At 72.1% G+C, this 20,271-nt stretch carries 19 protein-coding genes and 3 pseudogenes; 13 read left to right on the forward strand and 9 right to left on the reverse strand.

Features of this window, described 5'->3' with window-relative positions:
- Positions 1-112: 112 nt before the first annotated feature.
- Both ACIRQ9_RS17875 and ACIRQ9_RS17880 read right to left on the reverse strand, forming a co-directional pair.
- Positions 113-1,561, reverse strand: coding sequence for a glycoside hydrolase family 76 protein (locus ACIRQ9_RS17875; RefSeq protein WP_404173616.1), 1,449 nt, complete (start codon positions 1,559-1,561; stop codon positions 113-115).
- Between the two features lie 227 nt (positions 1,562-1,788).
- Positions 1,789-2,544 (reverse strand): annotated as a pseudogene (locus tag ACIRQ9_RS17880) (GntR family transcriptional regulator).
- Positions 2,545-2,575: 31 nt separating this feature from the next.
- Here ACIRQ9_RS17880 and ACIRQ9_RS17885 point away from each other — a divergent pair.
- Both ACIRQ9_RS17885 and ACIRQ9_RS17890 read left to right on the forward strand, forming a co-directional pair.
- Positions 2,576-2,686 (forward strand): annotated as a pseudogene (locus ACIRQ9_RS17885) (cellulose binding domain-containing protein); the annotation flags it as partial.
- Between the two features lie 25 nt (positions 2,687-2,711).
- A pseudogene (locus ACIRQ9_RS17890) lies at positions 2,712-3,029 on the forward strand (hydrolase); the annotation flags it as partial.
- An 83-nt stretch (positions 3,030-3,112) separates the two neighbouring features.
- On the opposite strand, the gene ACIRQ9_RS17895 reads toward ACIRQ9_RS17890, so the two are convergent.
- Entirely contained in the window at positions 3,113-3,859 is a 747-nt protein-coding gene (locus ACIRQ9_RS17895) for a phosphotransferase family protein (RefSeq protein ID WP_404173620.1), read from the reverse strand.
- A 57-nt stretch (positions 3,860-3,916) separates the two neighbouring features.
- On the reverse strand, positions 3,917-4,576 hold the full coding sequence (locus tag ACIRQ9_RS17900; RefSeq protein ID WP_404173623.1) for a hypothetical protein: 660 nt from the start codon (positions 4,574-4,576) through the stop codon (positions 3,917-3,919).
- 215 nt (positions 4,577-4,791) lie between these two features.
- Between ACIRQ9_RS17900 and ACIRQ9_RS17905 the strand changes: the two genes are divergently transcribed.
- Together ACIRQ9_RS17905 and ACIRQ9_RS17910 are read left to right on the forward strand one after the other, a co-directional pair.
- Positions 4,792-5,301: a DUF3291 domain-containing protein gene (locus ACIRQ9_RS17905; protein ID WP_404173625.1), complete on the forward strand. Its 510-nt coding sequence runs from the start codon at positions 4,792-4,794 to the stop codon at positions 5,299-5,301.
- A 219-nt stretch (positions 5,302-5,520) separates the two neighbouring features.
- Positions 5,521-5,724 carry a cold-shock protein gene (locus ACIRQ9_RS17910; RefSeq protein ID WP_009192932.1) on the forward strand — a complete coding sequence of 68 codons (204 nt, stop codon included), beginning with the start codon at positions 5,521-5,523 and terminating at the stop codon, positions 5,722-5,724.
- Positions 5,725-5,801: 77 nt separating this feature from the next.
- On the opposite strand, the gene ACIRQ9_RS17915 is transcribed toward ACIRQ9_RS17910, so the two are convergent.
- Positions 5,802-6,407, reverse strand: coding sequence for a hypothetical protein (locus ACIRQ9_RS17915; protein WP_404173628.1), 606 nt, complete (start codon positions 6,405-6,407; stop codon positions 5,802-5,804).
- Between the two features lie 275 nt (positions 6,408-6,682).
- Here ACIRQ9_RS17915 and ACIRQ9_RS17920 point away from each other — a divergent pair, with 275 nt between their 5' ends.
- The 5 genes from ACIRQ9_RS17920 (at position 6,683) to ACIRQ9_RS17940 (ending at position 11,210) form a co-directional block, all read left to right on the forward strand.
- Positions 6,683-7,657 (forward strand): DUF4129 domain-containing protein, encoded by a 975-nt coding sequence (locus ACIRQ9_RS17920; protein ID WP_404173631.1) that lies wholly within the window; start codon positions 6,683-6,685, stop codon positions 7,655-7,657.
- Positions 7,654-8,190, forward strand: a complete 537-nt coding sequence (locus tag ACIRQ9_RS17925; protein ID WP_404173633.1) for a hypothetical protein — start codon at positions 7,654-7,656, stop codon at positions 8,188-8,190. The genes ACIRQ9_RS17920 and ACIRQ9_RS17925 overlap by 4 nt, the downstream gene beginning before the upstream one ends.
- A 64-nt stretch (positions 8,191-8,254) precedes the next feature.
- Positions 8,255-9,262, forward strand: coding sequence for an AAA family ATPase (locus tag ACIRQ9_RS17930; protein ID WP_404173636.1), 1,008 nt, complete (start codon positions 8,255-8,257; stop codon positions 9,260-9,262).
- A complete protein-coding gene (locus tag ACIRQ9_RS17935; protein ID WP_404173639.1) occupies positions 9,259-10,605 on the forward strand; it encodes a DUF58 domain-containing protein in 1,347 nt (448 codons plus the stop codon). The genes ACIRQ9_RS17930 and ACIRQ9_RS17935 overlap by 4 nt, the downstream gene beginning before the upstream one ends.
- A complete protein-coding gene (locus tag ACIRQ9_RS17940) occupies positions 10,602-11,210 on the forward strand; it encodes a hypothetical protein (RefSeq protein WP_404173642.1) in 609 nt (202 codons plus the stop codon). The genes ACIRQ9_RS17935 and ACIRQ9_RS17940 overlap by 4 nt, the downstream gene beginning before the upstream one ends.
- Positions 11,211-11,582: 372 nt before the next feature.
- On the opposite strand, the gene ACIRQ9_RS17945 is transcribed toward ACIRQ9_RS17940, so the two are convergent.
- Both ACIRQ9_RS17945 and ACIRQ9_RS17950 read right to left on the reverse strand, forming a co-directional pair.
- Positions 11,583-12,443, reverse strand: a complete 861-nt coding sequence (locus ACIRQ9_RS17945) for an oxidoreductase (protein WP_404173645.1) — start codon at positions 12,441-12,443, stop codon at positions 11,583-11,585.
- A gap of 42 nt (positions 12,444-12,485) precedes the next feature.
- Positions 12,486-13,361 (reverse strand): NmrA family NAD(P)-binding protein, encoded by an 876-nt coding sequence (locus ACIRQ9_RS17950; protein ID WP_404173648.1) that lies wholly within the window; start codon positions 13,359-13,361, stop codon positions 12,486-12,488.
- 280 nt (positions 13,362-13,641) lie between these two features.
- Between ACIRQ9_RS17950 and ACIRQ9_RS17955 the strand changes: the two genes are divergently transcribed.
- Complete coding sequence (locus tag ACIRQ9_RS17955) at positions 13,642-14,268, forward strand: TetR family transcriptional regulator C-terminal domain-containing protein (RefSeq protein WP_404173651.1); 627 nt, start codon at positions 13,642-13,644, stop codon at positions 14,266-14,268.
- A 286-nt stretch (positions 14,269-14,554) separates the two neighbouring features.
- On the opposite strand, the gene ACIRQ9_RS17960 is transcribed toward ACIRQ9_RS17955, so the two are convergent.
- Positions 14,555-14,881 carry a hypothetical protein gene (locus ACIRQ9_RS17960; RefSeq protein ID WP_404173654.1) on the reverse strand — a complete coding sequence of 109 codons (327 nt, stop codon included), beginning with the start codon at positions 14,879-14,881 and terminating at the stop codon, positions 14,555-14,557.
- Positions 14,882-15,444: 563 nt separating this feature from the next.
- On the opposite strand from ACIRQ9_RS17960, the gene ACIRQ9_RS17965 reads away from it, so the two are divergent.
- A complete protein-coding gene (locus tag ACIRQ9_RS17965; protein ID WP_404173657.1) occupies positions 15,445-16,227 on the forward strand; it encodes a phosphotransferase in 783 nt (260 codons plus the stop codon).
- 130 nt (positions 16,228-16,357) lie between these two features.
- On the opposite strand, the gene ACIRQ9_RS17970 is transcribed toward ACIRQ9_RS17965, so the two are convergent.
- The gene (locus tag ACIRQ9_RS17970) at positions 16,358-16,492 is read right to left on the reverse strand and encodes a hypothetical protein (RefSeq protein WP_404173660.1); all 135 of its coding nucleotides are present in this window, start codon (positions 16,490-16,492) and stop codon (positions 16,358-16,360) included.
- 4 nt (positions 16,493-16,496) lie between these two features.
- Between ACIRQ9_RS17970 and ACIRQ9_RS17975 the strand changes: the two genes are divergently transcribed.
- Both ACIRQ9_RS17975 and ACIRQ9_RS17980 read left to right on the forward strand, forming a co-directional pair.
- Positions 16,497-16,985 (forward strand): hypothetical protein, encoded by a 489-nt coding sequence (locus ACIRQ9_RS17975; RefSeq protein WP_404173664.1) that lies wholly within the window; start codon positions 16,497-16,499, stop codon positions 16,983-16,985.
- 953 nt (positions 16,986-17,938) lie between these two features.
- Positions 17,939-20,271: beta-L-arabinofuranosidase domain-containing protein (locus ACIRQ9_RS17980; RefSeq protein ID WP_404173667.1), on the forward strand; the 2,333-nt coding region annotated here is incomplete at its 3' end.

The following is a 20,271-nucleotide window of genomic DNA, read 5'->3' on the forward strand; positions in this document are numbered from 1 at the left end:
CCGCGCCCCCCCCCCCCCCCCCCGCCGGCGCCGGCCCCCCCCCGGCCCCCCCCCCCCCCCCCCCGGGGGGAGGCGGTCGACCGGATCCTGGCGCTGATCGGCGGTCAGCGCGCTACGGAGCGGCGTTCATGAGATCGAGTGCGCTCTGCTGCCGGGCCGCGTCCGTGGAGTCCACGGGGCCGTACCAGCGCAGGCCGTACTGGTCCAGCGCGTTGCGGTCGACGCCGTGGGCTCGGGTGGCCTGGCGCTGCAGGTAGGCGGTGTAGGGGTGGTCGGCCAGCGCGCCGTTGAGCTGGGCCAGGCCCCGGACGTCGGCGCCCTTGAAGGACGGGCCGTCGGCTCCGCAGTCACCGGACTCGCAGGGGTCCTTGAGGATGCCGTCGGCGGTGTTGAGCTGCGCCGACGTGGTGTTGGCGTCGGCGATGCGGCGGGCGGTGTCCAGCAGGGCGCCGTCGCCGGTGGCGGTGTGGAGTTCGGTGAGGGCGCCGACGAGGACACCCTGGTTGTAGGACCAGACGGTGGAGTCGCCGGTCTTGCAGGTGGACAGCGACAGGCCGTCGGAGACCGTGTCGGCGCCGGTGATGAGACCGGTTCCCTTCAGCCACGACCATCCCGCCCGGGCCCGGCCCAGGTAGGCGGAGTCACCCGGGATCCGGTTGTGCAGCGCGGCGTTGAGCTCGATGTAGAGGGAGTTCGGGATGGCGTTCTTGGTGGACTTCGCCGTGCTCCAGTACACGCCGCCACCGCAGACGGAGTCCCAGTACGACGCCATGTGGTCCGCGTCCGCCCGCGCGGTGGCGAGGTAGCGGCTGTCCTTGGTGAGATCGTAGGCCGCCACCCAGGCGAGGCCCCACCAGCCCGTGTCGTCGATGTAGGAGTTCCTGAACTGGCCACCCTGGGCGTTGACGTTGAGGTCGTAGGTCCGTCCGACGGCGTACTGGTAGCTCGTGACGCCGGTCGTGCGGATGCTGCCGATCAGCGAGGTCAGCGCGTTGGCCGAGTTCCACCAGCCGGTCGTCGCGAACAGCCCGCTCCCGTAGTCGTAGTACTCCATGAGCGCGGTGGCGGCGGCGCCGTGGCGGTCCGCGGCGTTCCAGGTGGTGCGAGCCCAGGGCGTGCACGCGATGTCGGCCCGGTCGCCCGCCTTGCCGCAGGCCCGCAGGGCGCCCACCCCGTGGTTGTTCCAGTCGTCGACGTTGTACATGAGGGTGCGCCATCCGCGCTGCCCGGAGGGAATTGCGGTGTCGCCCAGTCGGCTGCCCGAACTCCATGTGCGGCCGCCGTCGAAGGACCGGTCGAGCCAGACCTCGTCCGTGGGGCTGCCGTTGTCGATCGAGGCCCAGCCCATGTCGTCGCCGTCGTCGAGGTGCAGCGTGATGGAGCGTGAGAAGAGGGTCGTGGTGACGGGGGTTCGGTCGCCGGGGGAGAGCGCGGGATCCCGGCCGTCGCAGTACTTGTCGCAGATCGCGGAGGCGGCCCGCGCCGGTCCTGGGAGCGATGCCGACATCGTTGTCAGCAGGCCGAGGGCGAGGGTGGTGACGGCGGTGCGGAGGAGACGCATGTGAGCTCCTGCGGGGGGAATGGCGCGCCATGCCGTACTCGAGGGCGGGGTCGGAGACGGGTGCCGGGCTCGTGGTGAGGTGACCGGAGCGGGTGCGGGGAGTCCGAGGGCCGGGTTCCTGAGGGGCCGTCGTGCGGGGCCGGTGGCGGACGCGGCGTCCGGTCCGTACCGGCGGCCCCGCCCGTAGGATCGGCATTTTGCATGCGCCTGTCAACGGTCTGCGTCGGTCACCACGGCGCGGTCGCGTCCGGTGCCATGCCCGGCACGAGCCCCGCCGCGGATGCCGCCCCGGCTACGGGAGGCGAGTCCAGGGAGAGGCGGGAGACGATGCGGTAACGGTCGCCCCGGTAGATGGAGTGGACGTACTCGACGGGCCGGTCGTCGGCGTCGGTGGTCAGGCGCTCGAAGAGCAACGCGGGGGAGAGGTGCGGCACTTCCAGGATCTTGGACTCGGCCTGGCTGACCACGGTGGGTTCGATCGTCTGCACGGCCTTGCTCACCTGGACCCGGTGCCGCCGGCGCAGATGCTCGTACAGGTCGCCGTTCTCCAGCTCGCCGGCGGTGAGCGAGGGCGCCACGGCCGCGGGGATGTGCAGGTGCTCGATGGCCATGGGGGCGCCGTCGACGAGCCGCAGGCGCGCCGCGTAGACGATCTCGGCGGCGGGCGACACGTGCAGTCTGCGGCCCACCCGGGCGCCGGCGGCATGGGTGGTGAACTCCAGCAGCCGGCTCGATCAGGTGCCGGACGCCTGGGGAAGGGTCATGCCCGCGGAGTCGGAGACGAGTTCCTGCGTGATCTTCTCCGGCGCCACGAACATGCCGCGGCCGTGTCTGCGGACGAGGACTCCCGCCGCGACGAGTTCGTCGACCGCCGCCCGCAGCGTCGGCCGGGACACGTGCAGGGTGTCGCAGAGGGACCGCTCGGAGGGGATGGCGTCCCCGGGGTGGAGTGACTCGGTGAGCTGAAGGATGTGGTCGCGCACGCGTTCTTGAGGGTCGCACTACTTCAAGTCCGACTCCGGCAGCGCGAGTTACCGCTTCGCCTGCTCCTGGGCGGTCAAGGGCTGCGCCAACATCACGGGAACCTTCGGCACCCTGTCCAACCCCACGGCGACCGCCGACCGTTACCTCGACATCGCGTTCACCTCAATCCCGGCAGAGCTACGCAGGCTGGCACGACCTGCTGCTCACCATCGACAACAGCAGCATCACGTACTACATCGACGGGCAGCCCTTCGGCACCCACGACTCCGCCTACCTGCCCGAACGGCCGATGTCGATCAACATCAACCAGTGGCTGATCGACCTCGCGGGCCAGACCGGCACCACACCCCGGTCGTACGACGAACAGGTCGACTACGTCCTGCACGTCAAGGACCAGGTCCTGACCCCGGCCCAGGTCACCGCCAAGATCAACGCCTACCGTTCGGCCGGTAAGACCTTCGAGGACACCGTCACCACCGGCTAGACCCTGCCGGGGCATCCCGGCCCAGGGGCCCGGTCCGGTGGGAGCGCCACCCGCTCGCACCGGACCGGGCCGCCCCGGCCGCCTCACATCCGGGACCGCAGGACGTCGACCTCACAGCCCGCCGCGAAGGGGTCGAAGCCGTGCTCCGTCAGCCAGCGGACCACCAGCAGGCTGCGCAACGACCACCACGCCCGGATCACGTCCAGGTCGACGTCGGTGCCGTAACCGACGAGGAGGTCGGCCAGGTGCTCCTCGTGCCCGAGCGTGAAGGTGGCGAGGTCGTGCAGGGCATCACCCCGGCCCGCCTCGGACCAGTCGATGACGCCGGTGACCTCGTCACCCTCCACGAAGACATGAGCGATCTGCAGGTCGCCATGGGTGAACGCCGGTGCCCACGGGCGCAGCGCGGCCTCGGCGACCTCGCGGTTGCGGACGACCAGGTCGGCGGGCAGCACACCGTTCGCCACGAGCGCCGCGCACTCGGCGTCGAGTTCCGCCGTCACCGCGGCGACGCTCCGGCCGGCCTGGCCCGTCCGGGCAGGCAGAGGCGCGTCGTGCAGCTTCCTGATGGCGGCGCCGGCCGCGGCCCACGCGTCCGGCGATCCGGTCGAGGGCCCGCCCAGACGCCCGAGCGTCGTCCCCGGAAGCGCGGCGAGCGCGAGCACGGGCGGCCTGCGCCACAGCACTTGCGGGGTCGGAACCGGCACGAGCGACATCATCTCGACCTCGACGTCGATCCGCGTCTGATCGGCGTCCACCTTCAGGAACACGTCGCCGACGCGCAGAGTCGCACGCTCGGAATGGGCGACGACGACTTCGACCTCATCCATGGACGACCAGTATTCCGACGACGACCGCGGCCGTCGCCGGGTTTACGCCCCACGGGATCACACGGACCGCGTCCCGGCCCCGCCGAGACCACCGTAGACGTGAGCCTCAAGGCACGGCGGCGCGTCCATGGCGACGGCCTCGCCCCGGTACAGGGCGATGAGTGTGTCCGCGTTGCGCCACCATGTGTCGGTCAAGCCCTGCACTTCGGGAACCTGCTCGTATCCGTCGAGGTCAAGGGAGTCGACTGCGTTGCCCGTGATCCGTGTGACGGACGTGGCCAGGAGCCGGGCACGGGCGGCCAGCGCCAGCGACTCCACCCAGCCGTCCGTACCGGCGTGCAACGGAGCCCATGCGTACCCGTGGATCCCGAACTCGCCCCGCGGGCCGATCATGAATCCGTAGGCCATGGAATACCGGCAGTCCCCGGCCGGGATCCACCAGCCCTCGGCGGCCGAGCCTTCGGGAACGTCAGCGTCCAGCACACGTGGGCCGCCCTCGTAGAACGGGGCCGGAGGAAGCGCGAAACCGCCCCAGCGGTCCTGGAAGCGCACGGCCCGGTCGATCTCGGCGGCCGGAATCCCGTGCGCCGTCCACGTGTCGCGACGGCGTCCGATCGCCGGTCGGGGGACACGGATGCCGTGCGCCGTCACGAACGTCTCGGCTCGGCGGGTCAGACCGGCCGGTGCGGCCGATGACAGGGGAGTGGCGGCGTTCATGGCGCAGGAGTCTAGGCAGCCATCACCCACCACCCGCACTGAACGGCCCAACGGGCCACATCTCCGGGCGAAACGCAACGTCGACAGGGGTCGCGGAGGCGGCTACCTTCCTCAGGTCCTCGGCGATCGCCCACGCCCGCGCAGGAGTCGCTTCGGCCTGTGCCGTCCGCGAAGGACGAGTCGGTCGCGCACCCCGCGAACCCAGGGAGAGACGCATGCCCCATCTCGCGCTGTACACCTTCGGCGTCCTGAAGTCGCCTCTCGCCGATCCCACGCCCCTGATGGACGAGTTCTACGACCGGGGCGCGGCCATCTACCGCACGATCGGCCTGCATCCCGGACACCTCGCGCACGCCGACGCGGCGGGAGGTGACCGCGGCGCGCTCTTCGAGGCGGACTGGGGTGCGTGGGGAGACTTCGCCGTACCGGCCTGGTACGCCAAGGGTCGTACGGCTGAGACCACCGCCCTGGCCGCGACGCTCTCACTCTGGACCGACCTGCGCTCCGCCTGCGAAGCCGTCTACACCGGCTTGCACCGTGAGGCGCTGAACAGGCGGTACGACTGGTTCGAGAGGACAGGACACCCGAGTCACGTGTTCTGGTGGGTGTCCGAGGGCCTGACACCCACCTGGCAGGACGGGGTCTCCAGGCTGGAACACCTGCACGAGCACGGCCCCGCGCCGCACGCCTTCACCCGCGAAACGGCCGAACGGAAGAGCCCGTGAAGGACGGAGGTCCCGGCCCGTGGTGATCAAGACTCGCGAGGTGTGCGACGGGTTGTAGAGATCTTTACTCGCGCAAGACCTCCGCTTGGTTCGGCGTGTCCGCTGTGGCGAGCCGCGATCCGAGGGCCGATGATCGAATGGCAGGACCCCGCGCGGGGTAGGAAGATCCTGCTATTCATCCCGGCCGGCACCCCCGGCAATACCGAAGGACGACGCAGTATGGCCAGCGGCACCGTGAAGTGGTTCAACTCCGAAAAGGGCTTCGGCTTCATCGCCCAGGACGGCGGCGGACCGGACGTCTTCGCCCACTACTCCAACATCTCCGGCAACGGGTACCGCGAGTTGGTGGAGGGCGAGCCCGTCACGTTCGACGTCACCCAGGGCCAGAAGGGCCCGCAGGCCGAGAACATCGTCCGAGGCTGACGACCGCGCCTGCCTCCGTCCTCCCGTGCCCAGCCGGCCCGGGACGACGGAGGCGGCCGGATGCCCGCCGGGCGGCCTCAGCCTTCCGGCCGGACGGTCACAGGCGGCTTCACCTCCAGGACGACGGCGGTGCCGGCCACGGTCCGGTCCTCGTGCATGGTGATCCGCCGGCCGGCCTCGACATGCGTCCAGTGCCGCGGGGTGAACGGAACGAGACGCACGGTGGCCCGGCCACCCGGCTCCAGGAAAGGCCTGCCCTCGACCCAGAGGCCGGCGATGCTCACCGAAGTGCCCCCGGCCGGGGAGAGGTTCCCGATGTCCCACATCGGCCGGAGAACCCCGTGACCGGCCAGGGGTGTCCTGCGTCGCGCCTCCGCCGCCGGGCGGAGAGTCAGATCCGCCCGCACCATTCCGTTCCGGATCTCGGTGCACCGCCAGCGGCACCAGGCCGAGCTCCGTGCCAGGTGGAGCAGCTCGGCGGCCTCGGCCATCCGCGCCCAGAACGTCGACGGCAGCTGATGCCCGTCCCCGAACTCCTCCAGCAGACCCAGCGCCGTCTCCCACTCGTCGTGCGCGAGGTACTCCCAGACGTCGCGCACCGTGAGGTCGTTCGCCGTGGCGGTCCCCTCCGGGGCCAGGAGGCAAGCGGATTCGAGCAGTGCGGCGACGTCCGGGTGGGTCATGCCGACCACCTTGCCAGGCGGTCCGGGCCGTCCGGAGACGGGGCCGCCCTCGCTCTGCGGCGAAGGGCGTGCGCTGTCGAGGTGTCTGTGCGTGCACCCGGTGACTCCGTTCGGCGCGGCGAGACCGGCGGGCGCACGACCGTGACATGGGCGTACGTGCGGTGAGCGCGGCCGCCCGGTGGCCGAGGTCCACCCCGTCGCCCCACCGGTGACCCGCTGCCGACCCGCCGTCGACCGGTGTGCGAAACTGCCGAGCACGGGGGAGGAGCGTGGTGGTGGGGCGGGAGCGCATACCGGGCGTGCGACGGCGGCACGGCACGACCGGCGTCGCACAGGCCGCGTCGGCGGTGCTGGTGGTGGGCGGACTGGCCCTGGCGGCGCTGCTGTTGCGCCCCGGCACGGACCTGATGGCCAAGGGCCGCGGCCCGCTCGGCGGCAACGGCGTCCTCGTCGTCGGCCTCGCCCTGATCGCGTTCCTCGGCGGCCTGGCGCTGCGCGAGAGGTACCGGGACCGGATCGGCACGGGCCGCGAACTCACCGCCGTGGAACAGCGGCTGGCCGACGGCATGCACCGTGTCCTGCCGGCCGCGGCCCTGCTCGTGCCGCTGCTCGCCCTGGTACTGCACCGGTTCGGTACGTCCGGCGCCAGCGACCAGGTCGACCGGAGACCGTCGCCGCCTCCCACGCCGCCGCGGGACCTGCTCCCCACCCCGCCGCCCGGACACCACGCCGAGCACCCCGGCGGCGGCATGCACCTCGGGCTGTCGCGCGTCCTGCTCGTCGTCGCCGTTGCCGTACTCGTCGCGGTCGTCGTGACGGCCGCACTGCGCCTGTGGCGTCACCTGGGACGTCCTCTGACGCCCGACACCGCGGCGACGTACGCGGTCCTCGACGACGAGCAGGACCGCCTCGCCCAGGCCGTGGACCTCGGACGCCACGCCCTGACGGGGACGGCGGACGCCCGCGCGGCCGTCATCGCCTGCTACGCCGCCATGGAGGAGTCGCTCGCCGAATCCGGCGTGACCAGGCACGCCTCGGACAGCCCGCAGGACCTGCTGGAGCGCGCCGTCGCCGACGGCCTGCCCACGGAAGCGGCCGCCGCCGCACTCACCGCCCTGTTCCGCGAGGCCCGCTACTCCACGCACCCGATGGACGGCCACCACCGCGACCGGGCCGCGGCCGCGCTCGCCGAGATCGCCGACGGCCTGCGGACGCGGTCCGCCCGCCACGCCGTGACAGGAACCCCGTGAGGGCGGCCGCCCGGATCCGGGCCCTCCTGAACTCCGCGCCGTCGAAGCCCGGTTCGGTACGCCACTCGCTGACCGTGTTCGGCATCGCAGCCGTCGCCGCCGAAGCGCTGCTCGCCCTCACCGACGGTGTCGGCGCCGCCGCCACCGGCCTCGCCGTCATCACCGCGACCGCGCTCGCCCTCGGACGCTTCGCCGCCGGCGGCGCCGCCCAGGACAGCGGCTACCGCAGGCCGATGCGCCTGCTGAGCAGCCGGGCCCCGGCGCTCGGCGGCTGGCGGCGCGTCGTGGCCCAGTCCCTGAGGGCCGACGACGAAGCCCGCTACGACACCGTCATGCGGCCGCAGTTGCAGCGGCTGTTCGCCGCCCGGCTGGCCGAACGGCACGGCGTGGCGATGTACCGGACCCCGCAGCGGGCCCGCGCCCTGGTCGGCGCCGACCTGTGGCCGTGGATCGACCCCGGGACGACCGCCCCGCAGCCCACCCTCCCCGAGCCCGTCCTGCGCTCCCTGCTCGACCGCCTGGAAACCCTGTGACCGAAGGCGCCGCGGGGCCGGCCCCGCGGCCCGCGCAACCGACCCCGCCCCGTGAGGAATCGACGTGACCAGCCCGCAACCCGCCCCGATCCAGTCCGCCCTGACCCCTCGCCAGGCGGGCGAACGGGCCGCCGCCGTGCTCGAAGAGATCCGTACGGCCGTGATCGGCAAGCCGGAACCGCTGGCGCTGGTGATGCTCGGCATCCTCGCCGGCGGCCATGTGCTCATCGAGGACCTGCCCGGACTCGGCAAGACCCTGCTGGCCCGTTCCTTCGCCACCACGCTCGGCCTGGACTTCCGCCGCATCCAGTTCACTCCCGACCTGCTGCCCTCCGACGTCACCGGAGCGCCGTTCTACGACCAGCGGACCGCCGACATGGTCTTCCGGCCAGGGCCCGTCTTCACCCACCTCCTGCTCGCCGACGAGATCAACCGCACCCCGCCCAAGACCCAGGCCGCGCTGCTGGAGGCGATGGCCGAGTCACAGGTGTCCGTCGACGGAAGCACCCGTCCCCTGCCCAGGCCCTTCGTGGTCGTCGCCACCGCCAACCCCATCGAGTACGAGGGCACGTACAGCCTGCCCGAGGCCCAGCTCGACCGGTTCCTGCTGCGGGTGCGCATGGGCTACCTGGAGGCCTCCCAGGAGGCGGGCATGCTGCGCGCGCGAGTCGACAGGGCAGCGCCCGAGGCCGTGCTCCGCACGCTCAGCGATCCCGGCGAGGTGCTGGCCATGCGGGACGCCGTCGAGAAGGTCGAGGTGGACGACGACCTGCTGGAGTACGCCGTCGCCCTGGTCCGCGCCACCCGGGCCCACCCGCACATCCAGGTCGGCGCCTCGCCGCGCGGCGGACTGGCCCTGGTCCAACTCGCCCGCGCCCGAGCCGTCCTGGACCTGCGCGACTACGCGACCCCGGAGGACGTCAAGTCCGTGGCGGTACCCGCCCTCGCGCACCGCGTCACCCTCAAGCCGGAGCTGTGGGTCCGCCAGATCGACGCCGACGACGTGCTGCGCGAGATCGTGCAGTCCGTGCCCGCCCCGCAGACCTTGCCACGCACACCGGTCGCGTCATGACCCGGCCGGTGCCGGACCGCAGAGCCACCGCCGCGGTGCAAAGGGCTCTGGACGGCCGCCACGACGAGTCCGCCCAGCCCCCGCCGCCGCCTCCGCCGGGCTGGCGTGCCGGCGAACGCGCCCTGCGACTGGGCACGCTGGCCGTCGTCGCGCTCGCCGCCGCACTGGTCACCGGGCGGCCCTGGGTCTTCGCCCTCGCCGCCCCGCCGTTGGTGCTGCTCGCCCTCGCGCTGCCGACCGGGCCACGCCCCCGGAAGGTCACCGCCGAGGCAGAAGTGGAACCGCGCCGCTGCTTCGAGGGCGAGCAGGTGAAGGTACGGATCACGGTGTCGTACGACGGCGAGAGCGGCCGGCTGGACCCCGGCGTCACCCTCGGCCACGGCGTCCGGCTCGATCACCTCGCGGTCGGCCCGCACCACGTCGACCTCGTGCTGACCGCGGAGCGCTGGGGCCGCTGGACCCTCGGCACGGTCGACGTCGACGTCCACGACGGCGGCGGGCTGGCCCGGCGCACGGTCCGGGTCGAACTCGGCGAGGCCGCCGTCTTCCCGGTGCCCGGACACGCCGGCCTCACCCCCATCCCGGTAAGGCTGCCGCAACGGCTCGGCGAGCACACCGCACAGCAGCGCGGGGAGGGCGTCGAGGTCACCGGCGTACACCCGTACGTGCGCGGCGAACGGCAGCGGCGGATCCACTGGCCGGCCACCACCCGCCGCGGCACCCTCCAGGTGCACCAGTTCGCCGCGGAGCGCACCGCCGACACCGTGGTCCTGCTGGACGTGCTCGCCGACGTGGTCGACCCGGTCACCGGAGCGTCCTCGCTGGACGAGACCTTCCGGGCCGCCGCCGGCCTGGTCCGCGCCTACCTGCGCACCCATGACCGGGTCGGTGTCGTGTCCGTCGGCGGTGCGACCCGCTGGCTGCAACCGGGAAGCGGCCAGGGGTACTTCTACCGCATCGTCGAGAGCGTGCTGGAGGTCCGCAAGGACCTCGCCTACCGCACCGAGGGACTCGGACGACTCCCGCCGCCCGCGTTGCGCGAAGGCGCGCTGGTGTACGTCGTCACGCCGCTGACCGACCGGCGGATCCTCGACATCCTGGACCAGGTCCGCGGGCGGGCCAATCCGATGGTCGTGGTCGAGATCCCGTCAGGCGAGCCGGTCGTGGAACCCGGCGACACCGAGGGCGAACTCGCGCTGCGGCTGTGGCGGGCCGACCGCGACGCCATGCGCTTCGCCCTGGTGGAACGCGGCACCGCGGTCGTCGCCCACCGGCCCGGCGAGACCCTCGACCTCGCCCTGGCGCCGTTGCTGCGCACCCGCATCCGAGGAGGCACCCGATGACCACTCCGAGCGCGCGGACCGTCCGGACCGGCACGGGCCCGGCCGGATTCCGGGCCGCCGCCGCCCGGTTCGTCGCGGGTCTCACCACCCGCGTCACCGACCGCCTCCTCGGCACGGCGCTCGCCGTCGCCGCCTGCGACGCGCCCGCCGCCCTGCACGCGTCCCCGCTGGTGAAGGTGCTCGTCGTCGTGGCGGCGGCCGCCGCCTGGTGGGCCGCGCCGATGGTCGACGCGCGGCCTGTCCTGACGTCATGGCACTGGCGGACCGTCGCGGCCCGGCACAGGACGACTGTGCTGCCGGCCGCGGCGATCGCGGTCACCGCCGCCACCGGCCCCGCGCTCTGGGTGGTCGTCTGCGTCGCCGCCCTGCTGCTCGCCTATCTGCTCGTCACCGACGCCTGGACCGTCGGCGTCACCGCTCCGCCGGGCCGCCCGCCGGCCACACCGGCACTGGCGGCCGCCGCCGCGACAGCGGCTGTGCTGCTCGTGGCCCAGGCACCGGTCGCGGACACCTCATGGGCGCGGCTGCCCGCCTCCCTCGCGGTCGCCGCGACCGTGGCCTGCCTGATGCTGGCGCTGCGCGCGGGTCGCGAGGGGACCGCCTGAGAGCGGACCGCGTTCGAAGGGTCCACCGGGGAACGACCGCAGCCGAGCGCGGTGGTCGAGGCGAACGGCCACGCGTGGTGTACGCCCGGCAAGGGGCGTACACCACGCGTCCATCGATCCATGCAGGTCATGCAGTTCATGCCGGCAGGTGGCCGACTCCGTGCCGTGACTGCCTTTCATCGTCACTCGGGCGACGAGGGCGTACGTGTCACCCGTCCTCCGCCCGGAACGAGCTGCCAGAATTCCGCCGCTCGAATGGTCGTGACGTAATAGTTCGTTATGCGGACCGTGAGAATCCCAGTGGTCGGCCCGAGCCCGCTGATGCCGGATCGCCCACGCTGCCAGAATGCGGACGGAATTATTTCCGGGTACTTACCTCCCCGGCGTGTCCCGGTCCCCGTCCAGGTCGTGGTCGGTGGCGAGGGCGACCTGCCGCCAGGCGTCCATCTCCTTGCGGAAGGCCTCCAGCTTGGCGTCGAACGCCCGCAGCGTGTCGGCACCGAGCGGAAGACGCAGCGGCGGTTCCGGCGCGGTCGCCATCTCGACGACGGCGCGTGCGGCCTTGGCCGGATCGCCGGGCTGCGCGTGGTTCAGGCTCGCGGCGGCCACGCGCATCGCTCCGGCGGTGGACGCGTAGTCGTCGATGGTGTCAGGGCCGGTGTGCAGGCTGGCGGGATCGAGGAAGTCCGTGCGGAAGAAGCCCGGTTCGACGAGGGTCACATGAATGCCGAGGGGCGCGAGTTCGGCGTGGAGGGTCTCGGTGAAACCCTCGACGGCGAACTTCGTGGAGGCGTAGACGCCCCAGCCGGGCGCGGTGGCGAAGCCCACGATGGAGCTGATGTTGATCACGTGCCCGGCGCGTTGGCGGCGCAGCGCCGGCAGTACGGCGCGCTGCACGGCGAGCGGGCCGAACACGTTGGTCTCGTACAGCGCGCGGACCGCGGCGTCGTCGGACTCCTCGACGGCGGCCAGCAGTCCGCTGCCGGCGTTGTTGACCAGGACGTCGATCCGGCCGAACCGCTCCATGGCGGCCTCGACGGCGGCGTGGACACTCCGCGGATCGGTCACGTCCAGCGCCACGGTGAGCAGGGCGCCGTCGGCGTCGGGAAGCCGTTCACGGACGGATTCGGCGTTCCTGGCGGTCGCGACCACCTGATGGCCCGCCGCGAGGGCGGCACGGGCGATCTCCAGGCCGAGGCCGCGGGACGTTCCCGTGATGAACCAGACGCTCATTGTCTTCTCCGTGCTCAGGTATGGATCGGGGTGTTCGGGTGTTCAGGCGGTGCGCGGGTCGAAGGCCGCGCGGTTCTGGCTGACGAATTCCTCGACGCCGAGCGGGTCGCTGCCGCCGATTGTCCTCACCAGATCGTTGGTGCCGGCGAAGACGCCGTTGCGGTAGTCGACGGCCACGGCGAGCAGGTGCTGGATCAGGTGCTCCGGCGCGCCCCGCCCTCGCAGGATGGCGGCGAATTCGTCGAGCTCGATGGGCACGTAGGTGACGTCACGGTCCAGGGCGCGTGACATGCGCTCGGCGATCTCGTGGTGATCGAGCTCCTCCGCGCCGTACAGCGGGTAGATCTGGCCGGCGTGCGGGGCGGGGTCCTCCAGGATGGCCGCGATCACCTTCGCCTGGTCGCTCTCCGCGATGGGGGCGTGGCGTCCGTCGGCGAACGGCAGGCGCAGCTCGCCGGTTCCGTCGGCCCAGGTGTCGATCAGCCAGTTGGTGAAGAAGGTCGGGCGGAGGTGGGTGACCGGGACCGGGAAACGGTCCAGGACGCGTTCGGCGACCCAGTGCTGGCGTGCGGCGTTGCTGGCGCTGTCGCGGCGGGCCGAGATCTGCGACATGTTCACGATCGCCTGGACTCCGGTCTCGGCCGAGGCCTGGGCCACGTTCACGGTGGCTTCCATCAGGCCCGGACGGATCGGATAGGTGAAGTACAGGGCATCGACGCCCTGGGTCGCCCGGGCCAGCGAGTTCAGGTCGAGCACGTCACCGACCACGGTGTCGGCGCCGAGGTCGGCGAGCCGGCGGGCGCGGTCGTCGAGACCGCGGACGAGTGCGCGGACGCGGTGTCCGCGCTGGAGCAGCAGCTCGGTGGTGCGGCCGCCGGTCTTGCCGGTGGCCCCGATCACCAGGAGGTTGCGTGCCATGAGGATGATCTCCGTTTCCTGACGGGAACTGGCGGGTGCTTGAGGAGAGCGGCGGGAAGCCCAGCATCTGTCCGCCGGGCCGATCCCGCGGATCGCGGGGGAGCGGCGGTGCGTCGCGCGGTCACGAGGAGTGCGTGGACGCTTGCGCGCCCCGTGCGGCCTGTGGGGACACTCCGTCCGTCTCTCCGAAGGAAAGGGCTTGGCAGCCCTTTTTGCCTCCCTCCAGGGAACCTCTCGCAGAATGGGTTGTCAAGCCCATTCCTCCGGTACGATGGTCCGTATGACCACCACCAGCGAAGCGACCGGTCAGAAGCTGACCGCCAAGGGGCTGGCCACCCGTGAGCGCATCGTCCGGGCGGCCGCCGAGCTGATCTACGAACAGGGCGCGCAGAGCACCAACAACGAGCAGATCCGTGAAGCCGCCGGGGTCAGCGGATCGCAGCTGACGCGCCACTTCCCCACGAAGGAGTCCCTGGTCCGAGCCGTGCTCGCCTGGCAGGCCGACCACATCGTCACCCGCCACCAGGCACCCGAGCTGGGCGAGCTGGACAGCTTCGCCGCCCTGCACCGGTGGGCCGACTCCTACATCGCCTCCGAGGACATGCTGCGCGGCGGCTGCACCTTCGGCTCCCTGGCCGCCGAGGTCGTCAAGAACGAGCCGACCCACCGGGACACGGTGGCGGCCGGCTTCGCACGCTGGCAGGCGTTGTTCAGGCGCGGCCTGAGCGCGATGCGCGACCGCGGCGAACTGCGACCGGAGGCCGACCCGACCGCACTCGCCCACCTGCTCACGGCCGCGTTCCAGGGCGGAGCCCTGCTGGACCAGGCGGCCGGCGACTCCACACCCCTGCGCGACGCGCTGTACGGCGCCCTGGCCTACGTCGAGTCGTTCGCGCGGAAAGGCTGAGCGACCGCGCGGGGACGGAGAGCACCGGCGCTGGATCCGGCCTCCGTCCCGGCGATCACTCGCACGACGAGCGGCGGCCCCGACTCGCCACCCGGCAGGCCGGGGAGGGCGGACACCGCAGACGCCCGCCGCCCGTCACGTACGCCGCCACCGCCGCCCGGCTGCCGGTACGCATGGCCGGTACCTGGACGGCCACCGTCCCGGACGGGTCGGGATGCGCATCTCCCGCGGAACATCCCGACCTGCCCATGGCCTCAGGTGCGCCCGCGACGCACCGCTACCCGTCTCACGTCCCCCGCGTCAGCCACCCCTCCAGTTCCCGCTTCGCGGCAAGCGCCCTCGCAAGCGTCCTGGCTCGGAAAGGGTTCGAGGTGCTCAGCGCGGAGGCGACCGCCACCGCCTCCTCCAGCAGTGCCAACCGCTGCTCGGGCCGTTCCCGCACCAGCGGTGACGCGCTGGCCTCCACCAGGACGTAGGCCAGCTTCGACCCGTACGCCTCGGGCTCGACCCGCGTCAGCAGACGGTAGATCCGCAGCCCCTCGGTACCGCGCACGACCCTCCGGTTGGAACTCAGCAGCTCAACCCGCGCCCGCATGACCATTTCCTGATCCATCGATCCCCCTTCGTTCCCCTACCCCCCCCCGCGCCCGTCCCGCGACGAGGCAGCGCGACGAACGCGTCGACACCCGGGGACGGATGCCGACACGGACGTCGGAGAGTGGATGACGACGAGTCTGCGGGCGGGCCACCACCCCGGACAAGCCTGAAAGGACGTGCGCTCCGTCCTACCGCAAACCGCCTCCGAGCAGGCATGATGGAGCTGACACTCACTCAAGAGCCTGAGCTGGGCAGTCGTGGCCGGGTTCGCGGTCGGGCCGGTGGGTGCGGCGGAATTCGACCGGCATCCGACATCGGGCGGGCCCTGCGTGCCGGTCCAGGCGCCGTGAGCCGGGGCGGTGGCCGAGCCGATACGCCCGGCCTCCGATCGTTCCCCGACGGCAACGCCTCCCTGACAACGTCCGCTTGACGCCGTTCACAAAGCCGCACCGCGTCCGAACGCTCGCGCCGCCCATCCAGTCGGCGGGGACCATCGTCCGATCCCCCGGCCCGCACCACCGGCCCGCACGCCTCCACAACTCCATGACCGTCGACGACTCTCTGCCGTAGATTTCCCACGTGATCCAGGACGGTGAATCGATGCGCGGAGGCCTGTCGACGGTACGCCGTGAGGGTGAGACCGTCCTCAGGCCCTGGCGGCCGTGGACCCCGGCGGTGCGGGAACTGCTGCGTCACCTGGAGCGGGCGGGACTCGACGGTGTGCCGCGCGCCCTTGGAGACGGTCCCGTGGACGGCCACGAGGTCGTGTCGCTGCTGCACGGCGAAGTCGGACTCCACCCCTGGCCACGGGCGCTCCTCGCGGACGAGGGCGTCGTCGCGCTCGGCGGCTGGCTGCGCGCCTATCACGGGGCGGTACGCGACTTCCGGCCGTCGCCGCACGCCGTCTGGTGCGACCCGGACGCCCGCTGGCGTCCCGGGCTGATCGTCCGTCACGGCGACCTCACGACCTGGAATTCGGTCTGGACGGACGACCGGCTGGTCGGTGTCATCGACTGGGACCTGGCCATGCCCGGCGAGGCGCTGGACGACCTGGCACAACTAGCCTGGTACAGCGTGCCTTTGAGGCTACCCGAACGTCAGCTGAGGGTCGGCTACGGCGCCGGTGGTGCGCCGTTGGCGCGACGACTGCGGCTGCTCTGCGACGCCTACGGCGCACACCCGGCCGACGTGCTGGACACACTGGCCCGGTTGCAGCGTGAGGAGACCGATCGAATCGCCCGCCTGGGCCCGCTCGGCGCGGACCCCTGGGCGACCTTTCTGCGGCGGAACTTCATCCCGGACATCGAGGAGGAGCGTGCGTGGGCGCTGGGCCGACGCGAAGAACTCCTCGGCCACGGTTGACGCCACGGTCCCGCCCAAGCGACTCTCCCCGCCCGGCCTGCACTCCGCCCATGGAGATCGTTTCTGCGCGTTAGCCCAGGGGGGTGAACGGGTGGCTGGAAGCGTGTCGCTCGGGCGGAGCCGTGCCGAGTCACCAGATCAGGCACCAGTAACTGCCATAGTGCCCGATGGCGATGTTCCGGCCCTGCGGGACGAGGCTCGGGTTCGGCTGTCCGACGGCCGAGAGGGTGCAGACCGGGTCCCCGACCTTGTTCGCCGCTGCCATCCGCTTGGCCGCGGCCACGGCCTCCGGCGACGTGACCCAGGTGGTCGTGCCCGGCTTCGTGCCCGTGGCGGTCGGGGCCGGAGCCGTCGGAGTCGTGGGCACCGGCGTCCGCGAGGGCTGTGGGGTCGCCCCGGGCGGCCTGGGCAGCGTCGTCGCGGAGGACCGCGAGGGCTCGGCGCGGGCCGACGCCGGTGAGGACGGCGGCCTCGGCGAGGTCGGGGTGGACGGCGGCCTCGGCGAGGTCGGGGAGGACGGCGGCCTCGGAGAGGTCGGGGAGGTCTGTGGAGGCGTCGAGGCCGGGGACGTGTGCGGGGGCGGTGACGTCGGCGGCGTCGGTGACGTCGGCAGGGTGGGAGTCACGGACGGCTTGGGTGGCGTTGTGTGGGAAGGCGGCGGCTTGGTCGTCGGTGTGTGTACCGGCGGCGGGGGAGGCAGGGGCGTCGTCCGGTGGGGCGCCGGGCGGGTGCCGGGCGGTACCGGAGGCAGCGGCTGAGGCGGTCGAGGCGGCGGTGTGTGTGCCGGTCTCGGTGCCGTGGAGGCAGGCGTGCGAGAGGCCGGCGGCCGGGTCGACGGTGACAGGGACGGGTTCGGCGTCGGGGGAGACGTCGTGGCCGACGGTGACTCTGACTCCGACGGCTGCTCCGACGGCAGTGCCGTCACCGAAGGTGACGGCGACGGGTGCGACGAACCGCCGCCGTTGCCGGAGGAGACCAGCGCCCAGGCCCCCAGACCGGCCCCGATGGCGACGACGGCGGCGCCGCCCGCGATCCACGGGGCTCGCCGTGGTGGCTGCCGGTGCCGGTTCATGGTTCTCACTGTCTATCCGATCGTGGACTGCCTCAAGCCGGGCGCGGAGCCTCCGCCCGCCCAGCGGACTACGTCCAGGCCCAGCCAGGTGCCGTGGCCCACGTCCAGGGCTGGGGCAGTCTCCGGCTGGTGCTGCCGGAGACTGCCCCAGCCCCGGACCCGGCGCGGTCCCCGGAGAGGACGACGACCGATCGCACTCAGCCCGCTGTCCGCCGTTCCGGCACTCGGCGCAGTCGTCGGCGGTGACTGCCGGCGGACCCGAAGCGGGCCGGCAGCCGTGAGGAGACGCGAGAGCGACGAGTGCTCCTTCCGGCCCGACCTTGTGACGCGGAAGCGTCTTCGTGGAGATCCGCCGCATGGACGTCCTCAGCGGCGCGACCTGCGCAGCCAAGCCCTGGCACCCACGGCACGGGATCCCCTTCCCGGACCCTGACGACGAAGTAACCACGCCCTCAACGGAGTTGCGCCAGGCCGCTCCGGACGCTCCAGCTCGCGCGCACCCTCTGGACACGGCCCCCGGTCCGTGCTCTCATGCCCGTTGGCTCTCTGCTTTCCAACGTTGAAATACCCCAGGCGCCCCGGTCATGGACCCACGGTTCCTGGTCCCCCACGCCCCGGATCGTGCCAGGAGGCTCCCCCATGCCCCTGAACCGCAGACACTTCGTGGCCGGCGCGCTCACCGCGGCCGGAGCGAGCGGACTCCCGCCCGGCATGGCCGGCACCGCTCAGGCGGCGTCGCACGGTAACCGCGGCGCGGCGGCCGCGGCGTCGTCGCGCGTGGCGCCCGCGCCAGGCGGGCTCTACTCGCCCAACGCGGCGCCGCTGTCTCCCACCGCCTTCCTGCGCCTGCCACCCGGCGCGGTCACGGCTCGCGGGTGGCTCGACGCGCGGCTGCGTCAGCAACTCGCGGGACTGTGCGGGCAGTACGCCGCCGTCTCGCACTTCCTGGTGATGTCCCAGTCCGGCTGGGTGCACCCCGAGCGCACCGGCTGGGAGGAAGTCCCGTACTGGCTGCGCGGGTACGTGGACCTGGCGATCCTCACCCAGGACGCCACCGCGCTGGCCGCCGTACGCCAATGGATCGACGCGATCGTGGCCACCCGGCAGTCCGACGGATGGTTCGGTCCGACCGCGCTGCGCACCTCGCTCGGCGGAGGGCCGGACTTCTGGCCCTTCCTGCCACTTACCTGGGCCCTGCGCAACTGGCAGGAGTACAGCGGGGACAGCCGGATCGTCCCGATGCTCACCGGCTTCTTCCGCCTCATGAACGCGCAGGGTCCGTCGGCCTTCAACCAGAGCTGGGTGTCGGTGCGTTGGGGGGACGGCCTGGACAGCGTCTTCTGGCTGTACAACCGCACCGGCGACTCGTTCCTGCTCTCCCTCGCCGACAAGATTCACACCAACGGCGCCAACTGGGTCAACCACCTGCCGTCGCTGCACAACGTCAACATCGCGCAGGGATTCCGCGAGCCCGCCCAGTACGCGCTCCGCTCACCGTCCACCGCGCTGACCCAGGCCGCCTATCAGAACTACACGTCGGTGATGACCTCGTACGGCCAGTTCCCGGGCGGCGGATTCGCCGGCGACGAGAACGCGCGCCCCGGATTCGGTGACCCCCGGCAGGGCTTCGAGACCTGCGGGATCGTCGAGTTCATGGCCAGCCATCAGCTGCTGACCCGGATCACCGGCGACGCGGTGTGGGGCGACCGGTGCGAGGACCTGGCCTTCAACTCGCTGCCGGCCGCGCTCGATCCGTCAGGGAGGGCCATCCACTACATCACCAGCGCCAACAGCGTGGACCTGGACGACGCCGCCAAGACGCAGGGGCAGTTCCAGAACACCTTCGCCATGCAGGCGTTCATGCCGGGCGTCGACCAGTACCGCTGTTGCCCGCACAACTACGGCATGGGGTGGCCCTACTTCACCGAGGAGCTGTGGCTCGCCACACCCGACAAGGGGCTGGCGGCCGCGATGTACGCGCCGAGCCAGGTCACCGCGAAGGTCGCCGACGGCACGTCCGTGACGGTCACCGAGACCACCGACTACCCCTTCGGTGACACGATCACCCTGACCCTCTCCACGCCCAAGCCGCTCGCCTTCCCGCTCTACCTGCGCGTACCCGGCTGGTGCGGATCCCCGCAGGTCACGGTCGCCGGCTCGGCAGTGTCCGCGTCGGCCGGACCGTCCTGGAGCGTGGTCACGCGCACCTGGAACAACGGCGACAGCGTGACGCTGCGCTTCCCGCAGTCGACCGTGCTGCGCACCTGGCCGGGCAACCACCAGCTCACCGCCGTCGACCGCGGACCCCTCACGTACTCGCTCAGCATCGGCGAGAACTACGTACAGTACGGCGGGACGTCGCAGTTCCCCGAGTACGAGGTGCACGCCACCACGCCCTGGAACTACGGGCTCGCGCCGAACGACGGAACCTGGACCTTCACCCGAAGCGGCGGCGCGCTCCCCACCGACCCCTTCCAGCGCGACACGACTCCGGTTCGGATCACCGCGCCCGCGCGGAAGATCGCCGAGTGGCAGGCGGACAGCCAGCACGTCGTCGCCCCGGTGCAGGACTCGCCCGCACGCAGCACCGCTGCCGTGGAGACCGTGACGCTGATTCCCATGGGTGCCGCTCGGCTGCGGATCTCCGCGTTCCCCACCACCTCACCGACCGGCCACGCGTGGCAGCCGGTCGCCGACTACCGACGGCTCCGCAACAAGAACTCCGGCAAGGTCATGGGCGTCGACCTGATGTCGACGGCGAACAGTGCGCACGTCGTCCAGTACGACGACAACGGCACTGCCGACCATCTGTGGCAGTTGATCGACAACGGTGACGGCTGGTACCGGATTCGCAACCAGAACTCGCAGAAGGTCCTCGGCGTCGACCTGATGTCGACGGCGAACAGTGCGCACGTCGTCCAGTACGACGACAACGGCACTGCCGACCATCTGTGGCAGTTGATCGACAACGG

This window comes from Streptomyces sp. NPDC101237 (assembly GCF_044767465.1).
Taxonomy (GTDB): Bacteria; Actinomycetota; Actinomycetes; order Streptomycetales; family Streptomycetaceae; genus Streptomyces; species Streptomyces gramineus.

Coding starts and splice junctions, on each gene's coding strand:
- ACIRQ9_RS17875 (WP_404173616.1), bottom strand. CDS start 1,561: ATGCGTCTCCTCCGCACCGCCGTCACCACCCTCGCCCTCGGCCTGCTG.
- ACIRQ9_RS17895 (WP_404173620.1), bottom strand. CDS start 3,859: ATGGATGAGGTCGAAGTCGTCGTCGCCCATTCCGAGCGTGCGACTCTG.
- ACIRQ9_RS17900 (WP_404173623.1), bottom strand. CDS start 4,576: ATGAACGCCGCCACTCCCCTGTCATCGGCCGCACCGGCCGGTCTGACC.
- ACIRQ9_RS17905 (WP_404173625.1), top strand. CDS start 4,792: ATGCCCCATCTCGCGCTGTACACCTTCGGCGTCCTGAAGTCGCCTCTC.
- ACIRQ9_RS17910 (WP_009192932.1), top strand. CDS start 5,521: ATGGCCAGCGGCACCGTGAAGTGGTTCAACTCCGAAAAGGGCTTCGGC.
- ACIRQ9_RS17915 (WP_404173628.1), bottom strand. CDS start 6,407: ATGACCCACCCGGACGTCGCCGCACTGCTCGAATCCGCTTGCCTCCTG.
- ACIRQ9_RS17935 (WP_404173639.1), top strand. CDS start 9,259: ATGACCCGGCCGGTGCCGGACCGCAGAGCCACCGCCGCGGTGCAAAGG.
- ACIRQ9_RS17940 (WP_404173642.1), top strand. CDS start 10,602: ATGACCACTCCGAGCGCGCGGACCGTCCGGACCGGCACGGGCCCGGCC.
- ACIRQ9_RS17945 (WP_404173645.1), bottom strand. CDS start 12,443: ATGAGCGTCTGGTTCATCACGGGAACGTCCCGCGGCCTCGGCCTGGAG.
- ACIRQ9_RS17950 (WP_404173648.1), bottom strand. CDS start 13,361: ATGGCACGCAACCTCCTGGTGATCGGGGCCACCGGCAAGACCGGCGGC.
- ACIRQ9_RS17955 (WP_404173651.1), top strand. CDS start 13,642: ATGACCACCACCAGCGAAGCGACCGGTCAGAAGCTGACCGCCAAGGGG.
- ACIRQ9_RS17960 (WP_404173654.1), bottom strand. CDS start 14,881: ATGGATCAGGAAATGGTCATGCGGGCGCGGGTTGAGCTGCTGAGTTCC.
- ACIRQ9_RS17970 (WP_404173660.1), bottom strand. CDS start 16,492: ATGGCAGCGGCGAACAAGGTCGGGGACCCGGTCTGCACCCTCTCGGCC.